The 17,160-nt window shown below is 33.3% G+C and carries 14 protein-coding genes; 10 read left to right on the top strand and 4 right to left on the bottom strand.

Going from position 1 to position 17,160, the window contains the following annotated elements:
* Window positions 1-900 precede the first annotated feature (900 nt).
* From jag to rpmH, 4 genes are all read right to left on the bottom strand, one after another.
* Entirely contained in the window at window positions 901-1,521 is a 621-nt protein-coding gene (gene jag, locus JM172_RS13070; protein ID WP_214482800.1) for an RNA-binding cell elongation regulator Jag/EloR, read from the bottom strand.
* Window positions 1,518-2,291, bottom strand: a complete 774-nt coding sequence (spoIIIJ, locus tag JM172_RS13065; protein WP_214482799.1) for a YidC family membrane integrase SpoIIIJ — start codon at window positions 2,289-2,291, stop codon at window positions 1,518-1,520. Before spoIIIJ ends, jag begins: the two co-directional genes overlap by 4 nt.
* 106 nt (window positions 2,292-2,397) lie before the next feature.
* The gene (gene rnpA, locus JM172_RS13060) at window positions 2,398-2,745 is read right to left on the bottom strand and encodes a ribonuclease P protein component (RefSeq protein WP_214482798.1); all 348 of its coding nucleotides are present in this window, start codon (window positions 2,743-2,745) and stop codon (window positions 2,398-2,400) included.
* A gap of 261 nt (window positions 2,746-3,006) precedes the next feature.
* Window positions 3,007-3,141 (bottom strand): 50S ribosomal protein L34, encoded by a 135-nt coding sequence (gene rpmH / locus JM172_RS13055; protein ID WP_214482797.1) that lies wholly within the window; start codon window positions 3,139-3,141, stop codon window positions 3,007-3,009.
* Between the two features lie 537 nt (window positions 3,142-3,678).
* On the opposite strand from rpmH, the gene dnaA reads away from it, so the two are divergent.
* From dnaA to JM172_RS13005, 10 genes are all read left to right on the top strand, one after another.
* Window positions 3,679-5,028, top strand: coding sequence for a chromosomal replication initiator protein DnaA (dnaA, locus tag JM172_RS13050; protein ID WP_214482796.1), 1,350 nt, complete (start codon window positions 3,679-3,681; stop codon window positions 5,026-5,028).
* Window positions 5,029-5,229: 201 nt separating this feature from the next.
* Window positions 5,230-6,369 carry a DNA polymerase III subunit beta gene (gene dnaN, locus JM172_RS13045; RefSeq protein WP_214482795.1) on the top strand — a complete coding sequence of 380 codons (1,140 nt, stop codon included), beginning with the start codon at window positions 5,230-5,232 and terminating at the stop codon, window positions 6,367-6,369.
* Window positions 6,370-6,849: 480 nt separating this feature from the next.
* Window positions 6,850-7,065, top strand: coding sequence for a S4 domain-containing protein YaaA (gene yaaA, locus JM172_RS13040; protein ID WP_214482794.1), 216 nt, complete (start codon window positions 6,850-6,852; stop codon window positions 7,063-7,065).
* Between the two features lie 12 nt (window positions 7,066-7,077).
* A complete protein-coding gene (gene recF / locus JM172_RS13035) occupies window positions 7,078-8,196 on the top strand; it encodes a DNA replication/repair protein RecF (RefSeq protein ID WP_214482793.1) in 1,119 nt (372 codons plus the stop codon).
* A gap of 9 nt (window positions 8,197-8,205) precedes the next feature.
* Window positions 8,206-8,460, top strand: coding sequence for an extracellular matrix regulator RemB (gene remB, locus JM172_RS13030; protein WP_214482792.1), 255 nt, complete (start codon window positions 8,206-8,208; stop codon window positions 8,458-8,460).
* Between the two features lie 176 nt (window positions 8,461-8,636).
* Entirely contained in the window at window positions 8,637-10,559 is a 1,923-nt protein-coding gene (gyrB, locus tag JM172_RS13025; RefSeq protein ID WP_214482907.1) for a DNA topoisomerase (ATP-hydrolyzing) subunit B, read from the top strand.
* A gap of 561 nt (window positions 10,560-11,120) precedes the next feature.
* Window positions 11,121-11,885, top strand: a complete 765-nt coding sequence (gene modA / locus JM172_RS13020; RefSeq protein WP_250886657.1) for a molybdate ABC transporter substrate-binding protein — start codon at window positions 11,121-11,123, stop codon at window positions 11,883-11,885.
* Between the two features lie 10 nt (window positions 11,886-11,895).
* Window positions 11,896-12,549 carry a molybdate ABC transporter permease subunit gene (gene modB, locus JM172_RS13015; RefSeq protein WP_214482790.1) on the top strand — a complete coding sequence of 218 codons (654 nt, stop codon included), beginning with the start codon at window positions 11,896-11,898 and terminating at the stop codon, window positions 12,547-12,549.
* A 151-nt stretch (window positions 12,550-12,700) separates the two neighbouring features.
* Window positions 12,701-15,190 (top strand): DNA gyrase subunit A, encoded by a 2,490-nt coding sequence (gene gyrA, locus JM172_RS13010; RefSeq protein ID WP_214482789.1) that lies wholly within the window; start codon window positions 12,701-12,703, stop codon window positions 15,188-15,190.
* A gap of 332 nt (window positions 15,191-15,522) precedes the next feature.
* Window positions 15,523-16,599 (top strand): HD-GYP domain-containing protein, encoded by a 1,077-nt coding sequence (locus JM172_RS13005; RefSeq protein ID WP_214482788.1) that lies wholly within the window; start codon window positions 15,523-15,525, stop codon window positions 16,597-16,599.
* The last annotated feature ends 561 nt before the right edge of the window (window positions 16,600-17,160 follow it).

Here is a 17,160-nt window from a genome sequence, read left to right as displayed (position 1 = left end):
TTAAGCTATTTTCGCAATGGTTGTTGCTTTTAAGTTATAACCACGAGCAAAAAAGAGCGTTCGTGACGTCTTTTTCTGTAAAAATCGATACAAACGTTTCATCACCATTTCCAATTTGGTGATAATAGCAATAAAGTTTACAAAAAAAGCTTTTATAAAACAGCAACAATCACATAAAACCTCGTTTTCTGATGTAATTTAGTCATTATAGCAACAAAGTTTACGAAAAGAGCCTAATTAATATGACAATAAATATATTTAAAAACGTTTCCCTAAATTTTAAGAATACCATATCTTCAATTATCTAAAAAGATATTTGTATTATCATTTCCCTAATATCCACATTGAATAACCCATTTTAACAAACCTAGATGATTATCAGTTATCCACATGTGAATAAGATCTTTATTTTATTACATGACTTCCAGTTATCTTTATGTAAATTTATTTGACATTGTTGTTTCTTCTTCTGTAATGGCTGTTTCCGCATTCATTGGTGTTTTTCGTATTAAGAAAGAACACCTACACAACTAACTTTTGTGGCATCTTTTGCTTCTGGACAACGATGAATAACATTATAAAACCACTTTTTATAGTACTAAATTGATAACAATAGCAACAGTGTTTACGAAAAGAGCGTTTGTAATTTAGAACTGCACAATTGCTATTATATTAAAATAGAGAAAAATCATGAAGTTCCGTAATAATTTAATGGAAAAGAGCCATACAATAGCGCTAAATGCATATAGAGGAATAATGAGTATGGTTTGTAAAATAAAAAAAGCGGCTCAATTTTGAAGACATTAACCAAATAATTACCATTTATTGTAAATAAACTAACGTGTAGTCTATAATCAATAATGTATTATTGCTTAGGTCTCCTATGAGCCACCAATGTACTTATTTTATTGGACTAATTACTATATGTCGATGAGGATCAGAACCTGAAGAATATGTTTTAACTTTATCATTAGTTGCCAATGCAGTATGAATGACTTTACGTTCATATGAAGGCATTGATTCAAGTGATATATCCTTCCCAGTTCGAAGTGATTTTTCTGCTAAACGTTGTGCTAACTGATACAACGTTTCTTTCCTACGTTCTCGATAATTTTCGGCATCAACAATAATGTTCAAATAATGGTCTGCATATCGATTTGCAACTAATTGTGTTAAATATTGAAGAGAATTAAGAGTTTGTCCTCTTTTGCCAATTAAGATTGCAATTTTTTCACCTGACAATTGGAAGTTAACATATTTCCCGTCTTGTTTAACTTCAATTTTGACGTGAACACCCATATTTTCTGTAACTTGTTGAAGGAATTGCTGAGCTTCTTCGATCGGATCATGCAATTTGGTAACTTTTACAACTGCTGGCTTAGTGCCAAAAATACCAAATAGTCCTTTTTTGCCTTCATCGATGATATTTATTTCAGTGCGGTCTTTTGTTGTTTTTAACTGTTCTAGAGCTGATTGTACTGCTTCATCGACTGATTGGCCTGTAGCAGTTATTTGCTTCACTTTTTCTTATTCGCTCCTCCCGCAATTTCTGTTTTTATTTCTGGTCCTTTAATAAAATATGTTTGAACAATCATAAATAGGTTCCCAACTACCCAATATAAAGATAATGCTGCTGGAAAGTTAAGTGCAAAAATAATGATCATAATCGGCATAATCCATAGCATCATTGCCATTTGTGGATTTTGATTTTGAGTACCTGCCATCATCATTTTTTGTTGAATAAAAGTTGTTACCCCAGCTATAAGTGGTAATAAATAGAATGGATCTGCTTCCCCAAGGTTAAACCATAAAAATTCATGCTGTTTAATTTCAACAGTTCTCATGATTGCATGGTAAAAACCAATTAAGATAGGCATTTGTATTATTAATGGGAAACATCCCGCTAATGGGTTTACACCATGTTTTTGGAATAGCTGCATCGTTTCTTGCTGAAGTTGTTGTTGAGTTTTTTGATCTTTAGAGCTATATTTTTCACGAAGCTTTTGCATTTCTGGCTGTAATGCTTGCATAGCTTTCGAGCTTTTTGTTTGCTTAATCATTAACGGTAAAATTACTAAACGAATCAAAATTGTTACGATAATAATCGATAATCCATAATTATTATTCGCTATTTCTGCTACAGATGTTATTAACCATGATAGTGGATAAACGATATATTCATTCCAAAATCCGGTACTTTCTTTCGTAATTGGCTGGTTTACCTCAGTACAACCTGATATGATAGCTACTAAACCAATAAGACCAATTACTAGAAGAATTCGCCTTTTCAATCAAATTTCCTCCTCAAATATTATTCAATTTGATCTTTTATCTGATAAAAGTTTAGATTTATGACCATTAAGTATTGTAACATTTTTTAAACAAAAATTCCCTTGCTTATTTTCCACTCTTTAATATTTTTGCTCTTTTACATACATGGTGCAGACTACTTTTTATTTCCGCATAGTCCATTTCAGCAGCTGGTTTTCTAGCAATTATAACGTAATCCATTTCAGCTCTTAGAACATCTTTCGAATCGGTAAACACTTGTCGAATCAATCGCTTTATTCTATTTCTAGTTACAGCATTTCCCATCTTTTTACTTACAGACAAGCCAATTCGGAAAAAATCTTGCTCTGGTTTTTCAAGTACGTAAATAACAAATTGACGGTTAGCAAAGGATTTTCCCTGTTTGAAAACTTTTTGAAATTCATCATTTTTTTTTATTCGATACTTTTTCTTCATTTTTATCCCCCTGTAATTCATAGGGTTTAACATTATGATGCGCAAAATTAAGAAAAGCCTACGAGATCTATCATCCTTCCGCCAAACACTAAAGCTAGATATTTATGAATAGCTTTAGTCGGCCGCTTTAAGCGACAGCTATAAGTCAAGCTGATAGATTTTGGAGCTACATATAGTTAATGCTCAAGCATGAATAACACTCCAACATAATGTATATACTTTCTTATCTAATTGAAAAAAGACCACTGACATTTCAGTGGCCTAAGCTGATAATACTTTTCTTCCTCTACGACGACGACGAGCTAAAACCTTACGTCCGTTTTTAGAGCTCATTCGACTACGGAATCCATGTACTTTGCTCCGCTTACGATTATTTGGTTGATAAGTTCTTTTCATTATATGACACCTCCCTGAGGAATAGCTGTTAAAGACAGTCTTACTAATTATAGAGAAGAAACATATTAAATGTCAACCTATCATTTTAACTTCTATATTTTTTTAAAATTGACATACTTTCTCACTTTATTAAAGTTATAAAACATTTCTGTGGACAACTTTTTTACATTAATTTTTGTTCTTCTACAGTTATCGACAGCATTTACCCAATATCTCCTTATGTGGACATTTTTTTTAAACAACCTGTTAAAGTTGTGGATAAGCTACTAAAAAGCATTGCAACTATTATATTTTTTTGTTATCATATTTGTGTTTTCTATCTGTGAATAATTTATTTTATAATTACGTTATCCACAAAATGTGGATAACGTGTGGATATTTTATTAAAGGTTGTTTAAATGCTTGTCCACAAGTATGGGGATTTGTCGATAAACTACTTTTCATCATTATAAACTGTTCTCCACACAATTTCTGCGTGTATATTTATTCAGTTATACTAATTATGTGAATGCAATCTAATGTAAGGGAGGGCATGTGTTGGAAAATATTTCGGATTTATGGGATAAAGCTCTCAGTGAAATTGAGAAAAAACTAAGTAAACCAAGCTTTGAAACTTGGCTAAAAGCTACAAAAGCATATTCATTAAAAAGTGATACGTTAACCATTACGGCTCCAAATGAATTTGCAAGAGATTGGCTCGAGTCTAGATATTCAGTATTAATTGCAGAAACAATTTACGATATAACCGGCGAACAATTAACGATTAAATTTATTATTCCTCAAAATCAACAAGATGAAGACCTTGAGACAAATGTACCTGCAAAAAAAGTGAAAAAACAGGATAATAATCACCCTGAACTACTGCAAAATATGCTAAATCCAAAATATACATTTGATACCTTTGTCATTGGTTCTGGTAACCGATTTGCTCATGCTGCTTCATTAGCTGTAGCAGAGGCACCAGCGAAGGCGTATAATCCCCTTTTTATATATGGTGGGGTAGGATTAGGTAAAACTCATTTGATGCATGCGATTGGCCATTATGTAATTGAGCATAATCCTTCAGCTAAAGTAGTCTATTTGTCTTCCGAGAAGTTTACAAACGAATTTATTAATTCGATTAGGGATAACAAAGCAGTTGATTTTCGAAATAGATATCGCAATGTTGATGTTTTACTTATAGATGATATTCAATTTCTAGCTGGAAAAGAACAAACTCAAGAAGAGTTTTTTCATACTTTTAATACTTTGCATGAAGAAAGTAAACAAATTGTCATCTCAAGTGATCGTCCTCCAAAAGAAATACCGACGCTAGAGGATCGCTTAAGATCTAGATTTGAATGGGGGTTAATTACAGATATTACACCTCCTGATTTGGAAACAAGAATAGCAATATTGCGTAAAAAAGCAAAGGCAGAAGGACTTGATATCCCTAATGAAGCTATGTTATATATCGCAAATCAAATAGATTCAAATATACGTGAGCTTGAAGGTGCACTTATACGTGTTGTAGCTTATTCGTCACTAATTAATAAAGATATTAACGCAGATTTAGCTGCTGAAGCTTTGAAGAATATCATTCCTAGTGCTACACCAAAAGTAATAACAATCCATGAAATCCAAAAAACTGTTGGTCAGCATTATAATGTGAAACTTGAAGACTTTAAGGCTAAAAAACGTACTAAATCAGTCGCTTTTCCTAGACAGATTGCTATGTATTTATCACGAGAATTAACCGACTTCTCACTACCAAAGATCGGAGAAGAATTCGGGGGAAGAGATCACACGACTGTTATTCATGCACATGAAAAAATTTCTAAATTAATTCAAACAGATTCACAATTACAAAAACAATTGAATGATATTAACTCTCACTTAAAAGCATAGTAGGTTTATACTTATTCTTAATACTGTGAATAACTTAACGCATATTACACACAGTCTATCCACATGTGGATAGACTGTGTTTCCTTTGCTATAATTAGTTATCCACAATTCCACAGCCCCTACTATTACTTCTACTACTTTTTTTTAAAAAATATATATATTCAATTGTTACCTAGTTTATGACTAAAGGAGGACTTCATAATGAAATTTATAATTCAACGAGACTATTTATTACGCAGTGTACAAGATGTAATGAAAGCAGTTTCTTCTAGAACAACAATTCCAATATTAACGGGTATTAAAATAGTGGCAAATGAAAGTGGAGTTACATTAACAGGAAGTGATTCTGATATTTCCATTGAATCATTTATCCCGTTAGAACATGAAGATTTAGAAATTGTTGAACTAGTCAAAAGTGGAAGTGTTGTTTTACAAGCTCGTGTATTTAGTGAAATTGTTAAAAAGCTACCTAAAGAAAGTGTAGAAATTGATGTTCAAAACCACTTTTTGACTATTATTAGATCTGGAAAAGCAGAGTTTAATTTAAATGGCTTAGATGCAGAGGAATATCCATTATTACCACAAGTTGAAGAAAATGATGCTTTTCAAGTTCCGTCTGATTTAGTGAAACAATTAATTAGACATACAGTTTTCGCAGTGTCCACGTCAGAAACACGACCTTTATTGACAGGTGTAAACTTAAAAATAGAAAATAATGAATTGACCTGTATTGCAACAGATAGCCACCGACTTGCTCTACGTAAAGCGAGAATTGATTTGAATACGACAGATGTATCGTATAATATTGTAATTCCAGGAAAAAGTTTGAATGAATTAAATAAAATATTAGATGATTCAAATGATCCAGTTGATATCGTAATTACAGAAAACCAAGTGCTGTTTAAAACAAAACACATATTATTTTTCTCACGTTTGCTTGAAGGTAATTATCCAGATACATCACGTTTAATTCCTGAGGAAAGTAATACTGAAATCAAAGTGTCGGCTAAAGAGTTTTTACAAGCTATCGATAGAGCTTCTTTACTTGCTAGAGAGGATAGAAATAATGTTGTAAAATTAGCCATCTTAGAGGGTGGAATTATTGAAATCTCTTCGAATTCACCGGAAATTGGTAAAGTTATTGAGGAAGTCCAAAGTCAATCTATTAGTGGTGAGGACTTAAAAATTTCCTTTAGTTCAAAATACATGCTTGATGCATTAAAAGTTTTGGGAGAAACAGATATTAATATTAATTTTACTGGAGCGATGAGACCTTTTGTCATTCGTCCTCTTCACGATGATTCAATACTACAGTTGATTTTACCTGTTCGCACATATTAATTCATGTTAAGAGAGAAGTGTGATGTACAAATATGTAAGAAACAACAATATCTTATATAACCTTCTATCCAATGGGGTATGGCTATTTCAGAAATAGACATGCTCACTCTCAAACAGTGAATATAGCTCTAATAAATATATCCTTTTTTATCTTTGAAAACGTTTTGGCATGGAGTGTTACTTTTCGTAACAAGAAATAAAGTATGTATAAACCAAGTGTTTATAGCATCTTTCCTCGTTTATGATTAGTCAATTGCATAGAATTATTTGTTGCTGTCCTAAATTAGTCTCAATAGCAACAAAGTTTACGAAAAGAGCCTTGCAAAAAAGAAAGCTGCTAGTATGAGAAAAAACTAGTAGCTTTCTTTTCTATCCTCTTATTTTTTAGTACAATGAAGTGATAAGTAATTTTTGAAAGTAACATAATATGTTTACAATATAAACTAGCATAATATTACATGGGAAAGAGAGCGATCATATATGACAAAAATGATCACTATCTCAACTGATATTATTACATTAGGTCAGTTTTTAAAGTTAGCAGATGTAATTCAAACAGGTGGGATGGCGAAGTGGTTCTTAAGTGAACATGAAGTATTTGTAAATGGACAAGCTGAAAATCGTAGAGGACGAAAACTTAAACAAGATGATGAAGTAGTTATTCCTGGATTCGGAACTTTTATTGTGAAAGTATAGTTGGTGGCTGACTTGTATATTGAAGAACTAGCACTGAAAAATTATCGGAATTATAAGAGTGTGGAAGTAACATTTGAAAACAAAGTTAACGTAATATTAGGTGAAAATGCTCAAGGAAAAACAAACGTTATGGAAGCTATTTTTGTCTTGGCGATGGTCAAATCACATCGAACGTCTAATGACAAGGATCTTATAAGATGGGATGAAGAATATGCTAAAATAGAAGGAAGGATTCACAAAAATAATGGTATCCTTCCTTTACAGTTAGTTATATCAAAAAAAGGCAAGAAAGCTAAATATAACCATATTGAACAACAAAAATTAAGTCAATATGTCGGCAATATGAATATTGTCATGTTTGCACCTGAAGATTTACATTTGGTAAAAGGCAGTCCACAAGTGAGGCGGAGATTTATCAATATGGAGATCGGTCAAGTCTCACCTTTATATTTACATGATTTAAATCAGTATCAAAAGATTTTACAACAGAGAAATCATTACTTAAAGAAACTACAGCTTAACAGGTCGAAAAGCGACCCGATGTTAGACGTTTTGACTGAGCAACTTGTTGAGGCTGCAGCTAAAATCTTGATAAAAAGATATGAATTTTTAGAGCTGTTACAGAAGTGGGCTGAACCAATTCACCGTGGTATTAGCCGAGGATTAGAAAGTTTACAGATTGATTATAAGCCTTCAGTTGATGTATCAGAAGATGTTAGTTTGTCAAAAATGGTAAAATCATTAACGGAAAAGTTTGTTAAAATAAAAGAGAAGGAAATTGAACGTGGGATGACTCTTGCTGGACCGCACCGTGATGATTTAGCTTTTTATGTCAATGGTAAAGATGTTCAAACATTTGGATCACAAGGGCAACAAAGAACAACAGCTCTCTCACTAAAATTAGCAGAAATTGAATTGATTTATGCTGAGACAGGAGAATATCCAATTCTATTGCTAGATGATGTTTTATCAGAATTAGATGATTATAGACAATCTCATTTATTAAATACAATAAAAGGAAAAGTACAAACATTTGTTACGACAACAAGTGTAGATGGGCTTGATCATAGTACATTAGATGAGGCCTCTACTTACCAAGTTGTGTCAGGAGAACTGACAAAACTATCATGAGGTGATGTCATGTTCATTCATTTAGGAGAAGACTTGATTATTAGAAATAGTGATATAATCGCGATTTTGGATCGGCAATTACTCACATCCTCTCCAATTATTGTAGAATTTATAAAAGCACACAAGAGTGATACTGTTCAACTCTCTGGTGAAACAAAATCAGTCGTAGTAACCGTAGATAAAGTTTATTTTTCACCCCTATCATCGAATACGCTGAAGAAAAGAGCACAGATGGGTTCAGAGCTAGATTCAATTTTATTCTAATATTAAGCAAATTATGATGTGAATTCGAGGTACGTGCTACAACGAGTGAAATATGGAATAAAGACTATCTTTAGACTTAAAGTGTAGGATCTGTCAGATATAATTGTTCTCTATAGTAATTTTTAAAATAGCATTTTTGAACGAGTTCACTGAAAGTGCAGGTGGTTTAAGTGACAATGGAGCAAAAAGAAATAGATCAACAAACTTATGATGAAAATCAAATACAAGTCTTAGAAGGACTAGAGGCTGTAAGAAAACGCCCAGGAATGTATATTGGTACCACAAGTGGTAAAGGGCTGCATCATCTTGTATGGGAAATTGTCGATAATAGTATAGATGAAGCATTAGCTGGCTATTGCGATGAAATCAATGTAGTCATTGAAGAAGATAATAGTATTACTGTTAAGGATAACGGGCGTGGAATTCCTGTTGGTATTCATGAGAAAATGGGACGACCAGCTGTTGAGGTTATCATGACAGTACTTCATGCAGGTGGAAAATTTGATGGTAGCGGCTATAAAGTCTCTGGTGGACTTCACGGTGTTGGAGCCTCAGTCGTAAATGCACTTTCGACTCACCTAGAAGTATTTGTTCACCTGAATGGGGAAATTCACTATCAAAAATATGAGCGCGGCGTACCGTGTGCTGATTTAAAAGTCATCGGTGAGACAGATATAACTGGAACCATTACTCATTTTAAACCTGATGGTGAAATATTTACTGAGACGTTAGAGTATGAATATGATATTCTTGCAAATCGTCTTCGTGAATTAGCCTTTTTAAATCGAGGCATCAAGATTACGATTGAGGATAAAAGAGTCGGAGATAAAAGTAATGAATACTACTACGAGGGTGGAATCATTTCTTATGTTGAACATTTAAACAGAACGAAAGAAGTTATTCATGATGAACCGATCTTTGTAGAAGGAGAAAAAGAAGGAATTTCAGTAGAAGTTGCCTTGCAATATAATGACAGTTATGTGAGTAATATCTACTCGTTTGCCAACAATATAAACACGCACGAAGGTGGTACTCACGAATCAGGTTTTAAAACAGCATTAACTAGAATCATTAATGACTATGCTAGAAAGCATAATATATTTAAAGATAATGACTCAAATCTTACCGGTGATGATGTTCGGGAAGGTTTAACTGCGATCGTATCAATTAAACATCCTGACCCACAATTTGAAGGACAAACGAAAACAAAATTAGGGAATAGTGAAGCGAGAACAATAACAGACTCTCTCTTTTCTGATAAATTGGAAAAATTTCTCCTTGAAAATCCTGTAGTAGCAAAAAGGATAGTCGAAAAAGGAGTTACTGCGTCTAGAGCAAGGCTAGCAGCAAAAAAAGCGAGGGAATTAACACGTAGAAAAAATGCACTCGAAATTTCGAATTTGCCAGGAAAACTTGCTGATTGCTCATCAAAAGATCCATCGATCAGTGAGTTATATGTGGTTGAGGGTGATTCTGCAGGTGGGTCTGCAAAGCAAGGTCGAGACCGTCATTTTCAAGCTATCCTTCCTTTACGTGGGAAAATTATTAATGTTGAAAAGGCAAGATTAGATAAAATATTATCTAATAATGAAGTGAGGACAATTATTACTGCTTTAGGTACAGGTATTGGAGAAGACTTTGATATTTCAAAAGCTCGTTATCATAAAATTGTTATTATGACTGATGCAGATGTTGATGGAGCGCATATTCGTACATTATTATTAACTTTCTTTTATCGATATATGAGACAGATTATTGAGTCTGGCTATGTTTATATCGCACAACCACCTCTTTATAAAGTTAGTCAAGGTAAGAAAGTGGCTTATGCATATAATGAACGTGAATTAAACGGAATTCTAGAAGAGTTAACAGGTAATGCAAAGCCAGGACTTCAACGTTATAAAGGTTTAGGTGAAATGAATCCAGAACAGCTTTGGGAAACAACGATGGATCCTGATACTCGTACGTTATTACAGGTCAATCTTCAAGATGCGATTGAAGCTGATGAAACATTTGAAGTATTAATGGGTGATAAAGTAGAACCAAGGCGCAATTTTATTGAAGAGAATGCTCAATATGTTAAGAACTTAGATATTTAATATGAGTTATGCGGTTTAACTGGATAAAAAGCGTGGTTTCGGAAATAATGAGCATTGACTTTCCGGAACCCTTTTTATGTTGGCCGTATGCGCATTATTTATTGTTTTTCGAAATTTAAGCAAAATGTGAATTCATGGTACCTATTATTCTGAAAAACGACTGACTATGCTAACTTGGTGAAGATGCCAACAAATTTTTCGCCTATTAGAAATAGAATCTAATATAAAATAGGTGTATGTGTGCTGCAATTGATTATATTTGTATTATGTAAGTAGCGTTTTATATTAACTTGGTTAATGAATTCCTTTTATATTAAGTAGCTTTAAATCAAAAATATCTATATAATAGATATGTTATAGAAATTTATGTATATTCGTATTTAGTCTTGTTATGACGGGGCTTTGGCATATCACTGTTACTATAAATTGTTTTCTTTTATCTAAGAGAAAAGCTTTAGTCACAATTTTTATGAATAGAGCCAAAATAAAACCACATTTTAATAGTTTCTACTGTTAACTCAGGAGGTGGTTTTCATATTAAGAAAAAAAATGATTTTTATCATGGCCATTGTTGTTGTACTTATCGGATGTTCGCCTAGTCAATCAAATAATGATAGTAAAGGCACTGAGCAAAGAGAAATCGAGCTAACTATTTCTGCAGCTGCAAGTCTCCGAAATGCTCTATCAGAATTAAAATCACTCTTTGAACAAGGTAATAACAATATTAAGATTGCTTATAATTTTGGCTCGTCTGGGGCGTTACAGCAACAAATTACTCAAGGTGCTCCTGTAGATATATATTTTTCTGCTGCTAAGGATAACTACGATTACTTAGTTGATGAAGGTATGATTGCACAAGGAGTAAATTTGTTAACAAATGAACTTGTCCTTATTGCACCGAAAGAGCATGGGACAAACATTAGTAAATTTGAAGACCTTACTAGTCCTAATATTTCTCAACTTGCAATCGGTATTCCTGAATCAGTACCAGCGGGGAAATATGCAAAGGAAGCACTACTACATATGGATTTATGGAAAAAAGTAGAAGATAAGCTTATATTATCTAAGGATGTTCGACAAGTATTAACATATGTGGAAACAGGTAATGTTGATGCAGGAATGGTGTATAAAACAGATGCATTAATTTCCTCCGACATAGAAATCGTAGATGTTACTCATAAGTCAAATCATTCATCTATTATTTATCCAGTAGGAATTATAAAAGATACGAAAAATATTCATGAAGTAGAACAATTTTTTGAATTTTTACAGAGTGAACAAGCTTTAACTGTTTTTGAAAAATTCGGATTTAAACCTTTGGAATAAGGAGTCAATCATGGCGGTAGAGTTTTGGTCTCCAGTACAAAAATCAATTGAAATTGCTTGTGTCTCAGGTTTAATTGTTCTCATAATTGGCTTAATTATGGGACGCATGATGTCGAAAATAAACTTTAAGGGGAAAGTCATTTTTGAAACAATCTTAATGCTTCCTCTCGTTCTTCCACCATCGGTAGTTGGCTTTTTGCTTATCGTAATATTTGGCAAAAACAGTCCAGTTGGAAGAGGAATTGAAACAATTTTTAATCAATCTATTATTTTTACTTGGTGGGCAGCCGTTATTGCAGCTGTTGTCGTTTCTTTCCCGCTCATGTATCAATCAGTAAAAACTGGCTTTTCTTCCATTGATCTTGGTATTGAAGAAGCGGCACGAATAGATGGTGCAAATGAGTGGAAAGTAGCTATTTTTGTCTCCATTCCTCTTGCATTAAAATCTATTATATCTGGTGCAGTATTAAGCTTCGCTAGAGCTCTAGGTGAATTTGGCGCAACACTTATGTTTGCTGGTAATATCCCAGGAAAAACACAAACAACATCAACCGCTATTTATGTTGCAATAGATTCAGGTAATTTAGAAACTGCTTGGTTATGGGTGTTAATGATGGTTTTTGTGTCATTTATTATGTTAATAGCAGTTCAGTATATTAGATAATATCACTATTTGAGTTATATAGAGTGTGTATATTTGGATAAAATAGTTATTAGTATGCTCAATGTAATGACATTTATATGTGCTACTAAAAAAGTATGTTATGATTATTAAATAATAAAAATGCAACCACCCTCGTAGGAGGTAAATTCACATGTCTGAAAATCAAAGCTCTCGTATAAAAGAAGTAAATATTAGTCAGGAAATGCGTTCCTCGTTTTTAGATTATGCAATGAGTGTCATAGTATCAAGAGCGTTACCTGATGTTAGGGACGGACTAAAACCAGTTCATCGACGTATATTATATGCAATGAATGATCAAGGTATGACTGCAGATAAGCCATACAAAAAATCAGCACGTATCGTTGGCGATGTTATAGGTAAATATCATCCTCATGGAGATTCAGCTGTATACGATACTATGGTTCGTATGGCACAGGATTTTAGCTATCGCTATATGCTCGTTGATGGCCATGGGAATTTTGGTTCTGTAGACGGTGATGCAGCAGCAGCGATGCGTTATACAGAATCACGAATGGCGAAAATATCAATGGAGTTACTTCGTGATATTAATAAAGATACGATAGATTACCAAGATAACTATGATGGATCTGAAAAAGAACCGATTGTTTTACCATCTCGTTTTCCAAACTTATTAGTGAATGGAGCAGCTGGAATAGCTGTAGGTATGGCTACAAACATACCACCACATCAGTTAGGAGAAGTCATTGATGGCGTATTGGCGCTAAGTAAGGATTCTGATATTAGTGTTGCTGAGTTAATGGAAATAATACATGGCCCGGATTTTCCAACAGGAGGAATCATTCTCGGTCGGAGTGGTATTAGAAAAGCATATGAAACAGGCCGTGGATCAATTACAATTCGCGGTAAAGTTGTCATTGAAGAAAAAAATGGTGGAAAAGAAGTTATTATTGTTAACGAACTACCTTACCAAGTGAATAAAGCAAAGTTAATAGAAAAAATCGCAGAACTTGTACGCGATAAAAAAATAGACGGCATAACAGATTTACGTGATGAGTCAGATCGTAATGGAATGAGAATAGTCATCGAAGTTCGAAAAGATGCAAATGCAAATGTGCTGTTAAATAACTTATATAAACAAACTGCATTACAAACTAGTTTTGGTATTAATATGTTGGCATTGGTAGATGGACAACCTAAAGTATTAAACTTAAAGCAGTGTTTGTATCATTATCTGGAACACCAAAAAGTCGTTATTCGTAGAAGAACAGATTTTGAGCTTCGTAAGGCTGAAGCGCGTGCTCATATTTTAGAAGGACTACGAATTGCTTTAGATCATTTAGATGAAGTTATTGCGCTTATTCGTAGTTCACAAACAACAGATATTGCACGGGAAGGTTTAATGAATCAATTCTCGCTATCTGAAAAGCAAGCACAAGCTATATTAGATATGCGCTTGCAAAGATTAACAGGCTTAGAGCGTGAGAAAATAGAAGAGGAGTTTCAAAACCTCTTACAATTAATTGCAGAACTAAAAGAAATTTTGGCAAATGAAGAAAAAATCTTGCAAATTATTAGAGAAGAACTAGCAGAAGTGAAAGAAAGATTTAATGATGAGCGACGTACTGAAATTGCAACAGGTGGGTTCGATTCGATAGAAGATGAAGATTTAATTCCCCAGGAAAACATTGTTATTACCTTAACACACAATGGCTATATTAAACGTCTTCCAGCATCAACTTATCGCAGCCAAAAACGTGGAGGTCGTGGTATCCAAGGAATGGGGACAAATGAGGATGACTTTGTTGAGCATTTATTAACTACATCCACACACGATACAATTCTATATTTTACAAACAAAGGGAAAGTGTATCGTAAGAAGGGATATGAAATCCCTGAGCTAGGTAGAACAGCAAAAGGTATTCCGATTATTAACTTATTAGAGATTGATAAGGATGAGGAGATAAATGCAATTATTCCTGTCACTGAATTTGGAGATGATATGTTCTTGTTCTTTACTACGAAACAAGGGATATCAAAACGCTCACCTTTGTCATCTTTCTCAAATATCCGTAACAATGGGTTAATTGCACTCAATTTAAAAGAAGATGACGAACTAATTTCTGTTAAGCTGACAGATGGAACGAAAAATATTATTATTGGCACCAAAAATGGTATCCTTATCCGTTTTATCGAGACAGATGTAAGATCCATGGGAAGAACTGCGACTGGTGTTAAAGGAATTGCGATAGAAGATGACGATGAAGTTGTTGGTATGGACATTTTAGAAGATGACTCAAATGTTCTCATTGTTACAAAAAAAGGTTATGGTAAGCGAACGCCAGCGATAGAATATCGCAGTCAAAGTCGTGGGGGGAAAGGTTTAAAAACTTGTAATATTACAGATAAGAATGGAACTGTTGTAGCGGTTAAAGCTGTGTCAGGCACTGAGGATATTATGATTATTACAGCTGGCGGAGTACTTATTCGCATGGATGTAGGTGACATATCACAGATGGGCCGAAACACTCAAGGTGTTAGACTTATTCGTCTTGATGAATCTGATGAAAATGAATTTGTAGCAACAGTTGCTAAAGTACAAAAAGAAGTTGAAGATGAATATGATGGAGAAGATGAAGAATTAAATGCTAATGAGGAATAATGCTAAGGTTCACTTTAAGGTGTTTTGTATTTGAAGAAATCAAATATCTATACAACACTGTAGCTCGTTATAGCTCTTCCGTTTGTTAATATTGATAATGCTAATGCTTCATCTAGCTGAGCTAACTTTGTTAAAAGTTACAAAGTTTATGATAAAAGCCTTAATTAAAGAGGGTGACTGAAAAGATCTGACAGTACGCTTTATATGCTGTATATAGAGGTTTTTAACCTCAATCGTTTATACAAGATAGCGAAGTTGTAGAGTCAGATGCTTATTTTCGGTCACCCTTTCTGTATATTTTTGGAAATTAAAAAGTAATAGGAGGGATATGCATGAAGGTATCCATTGATCAATTACAGGAAGGGTGTATTCTTTCTGATGATGTCAAGTCGATTTCAAATAGACCTATTATGGCAAAAGGTACGGTTTTAAATGAAGAATTATTAAACATTTTACATATTTTTTTAGTTGATGATGTGAAAGTCGAAACATCTCTAGTAAGTGGTGAATTATTTAAACCAACTAAGCGAAATGGGGAAAAGATAGAAGAGAAAGAAGAAAAATTCCAAACTTTTATTGATCACTATTTACAAGTAGTGCAGTATTATAAAAAAATGTTTATTAGCTGGCAAGCAGGTTCACCAGTTGATATTGGTGATATAAGAAAGCAACTACTACCATTGCTAGAAAGGTTCTTAGAAAATCCATCAGCTATTTTTGTGCTACTACGTCATAGTACAAAAGAAGATTATTTATATCATCATGGAGTAACCGTTAGTTTATTAGCTGGCTTTTTAGGTAAACAGTTACAATATAGCCAAGGAGATTGGATACAAATTGCATTAGCAGGCTTTTTATGTGACTGTGGTATGGCAAAGATAAATCCTAAAATACTTAAAAAACAATCTTCTCTAACTGAGGAAGAAAGATTAGAAATAAACAAACATCCTGAATACAGCTATAAAATGGTTGAAAAAATTGGCGTGCTAAAAAAAGGTGTTAAGGAAGCGGTGCTTCAGCATCATATTAGAGATGATGGAACAGGTTACCCTAAAGGAATGCTTAAAGGAATACTGCACCCTTTTAGTAAAATAGTTGCAGTAGCAGATGTATATCATGCAATGACATCTGAACGTGAATATAAAGCGAAACAATCTCCATTTGTGGTCATGGATTTGATTATTCAAGATAGTTTTGGAAAATTAGATACAAATGTTGTACATGCGTTAACAAAAGTAGTTACGAATTATGCTAACGGTCAAAAGGTAAAGCTATCAAATGGCCATACAGGAAAAATAGTTTTTGTTGAAGAAAAAAACCCTACTCGACCGATGGTCAGTTTATTTAAAACTAATGAAATCATTCATTTAAAAGATTATAGAGACGTCTATATTGAAGAAATCGTGTAGAAGACTACTTTCGATTTATGATGTTTCTTTAAATTAACAACTAATGTACATAGCTAGTATTTGAGCCAACATTACTAAACTTCATTTTTGTTATTGTTATTTATTAATTGGCTGCTTTGCATGATTATTGTTTTTTCGTACTAAGAAATCAATACATATACACTAAAGCTTCTAGGCATCTTTTCTTAGATATACTCTTTTGGTTGTTATAATTTTGTAAATATAACAATAAAACTTATGGAAAGAGCAATATGAATAGAAAGAGTTAGTTGTTTTATTATTATGAAAATTACTTACTACCTTGCGTTCATGCACTTTCCCTGCTATACTAATCAAGGTCAACAAGTTGTCAAAGAAAGTCGTGTTTTTTTTGCAAAAAACATTGACGAATGATAGATAACTATGTTAATATATAAAGGTCGCTTCAAAAGACGACATTAAAGTTCTTTGAAAACTAAACAAAACAAAAGCGTCAACGTTAATTTTTTTGAACAAATGAGCAATCAAACTTTATTGGAGAGTTTGATCCTGGCTCAGGACGAACGCTGGCGGCGTGCCTAA

Origin of the sequence: Bacillus sp. SM2101, assembly GCF_018588585.1 — a bacterium.
Classification (GTDB): Bacteria; Bacillota; Bacilli; order Bacillales; family SM2101; genus Nanhaiella; species Nanhaiella sioensis.
The sequence above is the reverse complement of the archived record's forward strand: the minus strand, read 5'-3'. Positions and strand labels throughout refer to the sequence as shown.

Bases quoted from the DNA above. Each gene is read 5' to 3' on its own strand.
- rnpA (WP_214482798.1), bottom strand. From the start codon at position 2,745: ATGAAGAAAAAGTATCGAATAAAAAAAAATGATGAATTTCAAAAAGTT.
- rpmH (WP_214482797.1), bottom strand. From the start codon at position 3,141: ATGAAAAGAACTTATCAACCAAATAATCGTAAGCGGAGCAAAGTACAT.
- dnaN (WP_214482795.1), top strand. From the start codon at position 5,230: ATGAAATTTATAATTCAACGAGACTATTTATTACGCAGTGTACAAGAT.
- yaaA (WP_214482794.1), top strand. From the start codon at position 6,850: ATGACAAAAATGATCACTATCTCAACTGATATTATTACATTAGGTCAG.
- remB (WP_214482792.1), top strand. From the start codon at position 8,206: ATGTTCATTCATTTAGGAGAAGACTTGATTATTAGAAATAGTGATATA.
- gyrB (WP_214482907.1), top strand. From the start codon at position 8,637: ATGGAGCAAAAAGAAATAGATCAACAAACTTATGATGAAAATCAAATA.
- modA (WP_250886657.1), top strand. From the start codon at position 11,121: ATGGCCATTGTTGTTGTACTTATCGGATGTTCGCCTAGTCAATCAAAT.
- modB (WP_214482790.1), top strand. From the start codon at position 11,896: ATGGCGGTAGAGTTTTGGTCTCCAGTACAAAAATCAATTGAAATTGCT.
- gyrA (WP_214482789.1), top strand. From the start codon at position 12,701: ATGTCTGAAAATCAAAGCTCTCGTATAAAAGAAGTAAATATTAGTCAG.
- JM172_RS13005 (WP_214482788.1), top strand. From the start codon at position 15,523: ATGAAGGTATCCATTGATCAATTACAGGAAGGGTGTATTCTTTCTGAT.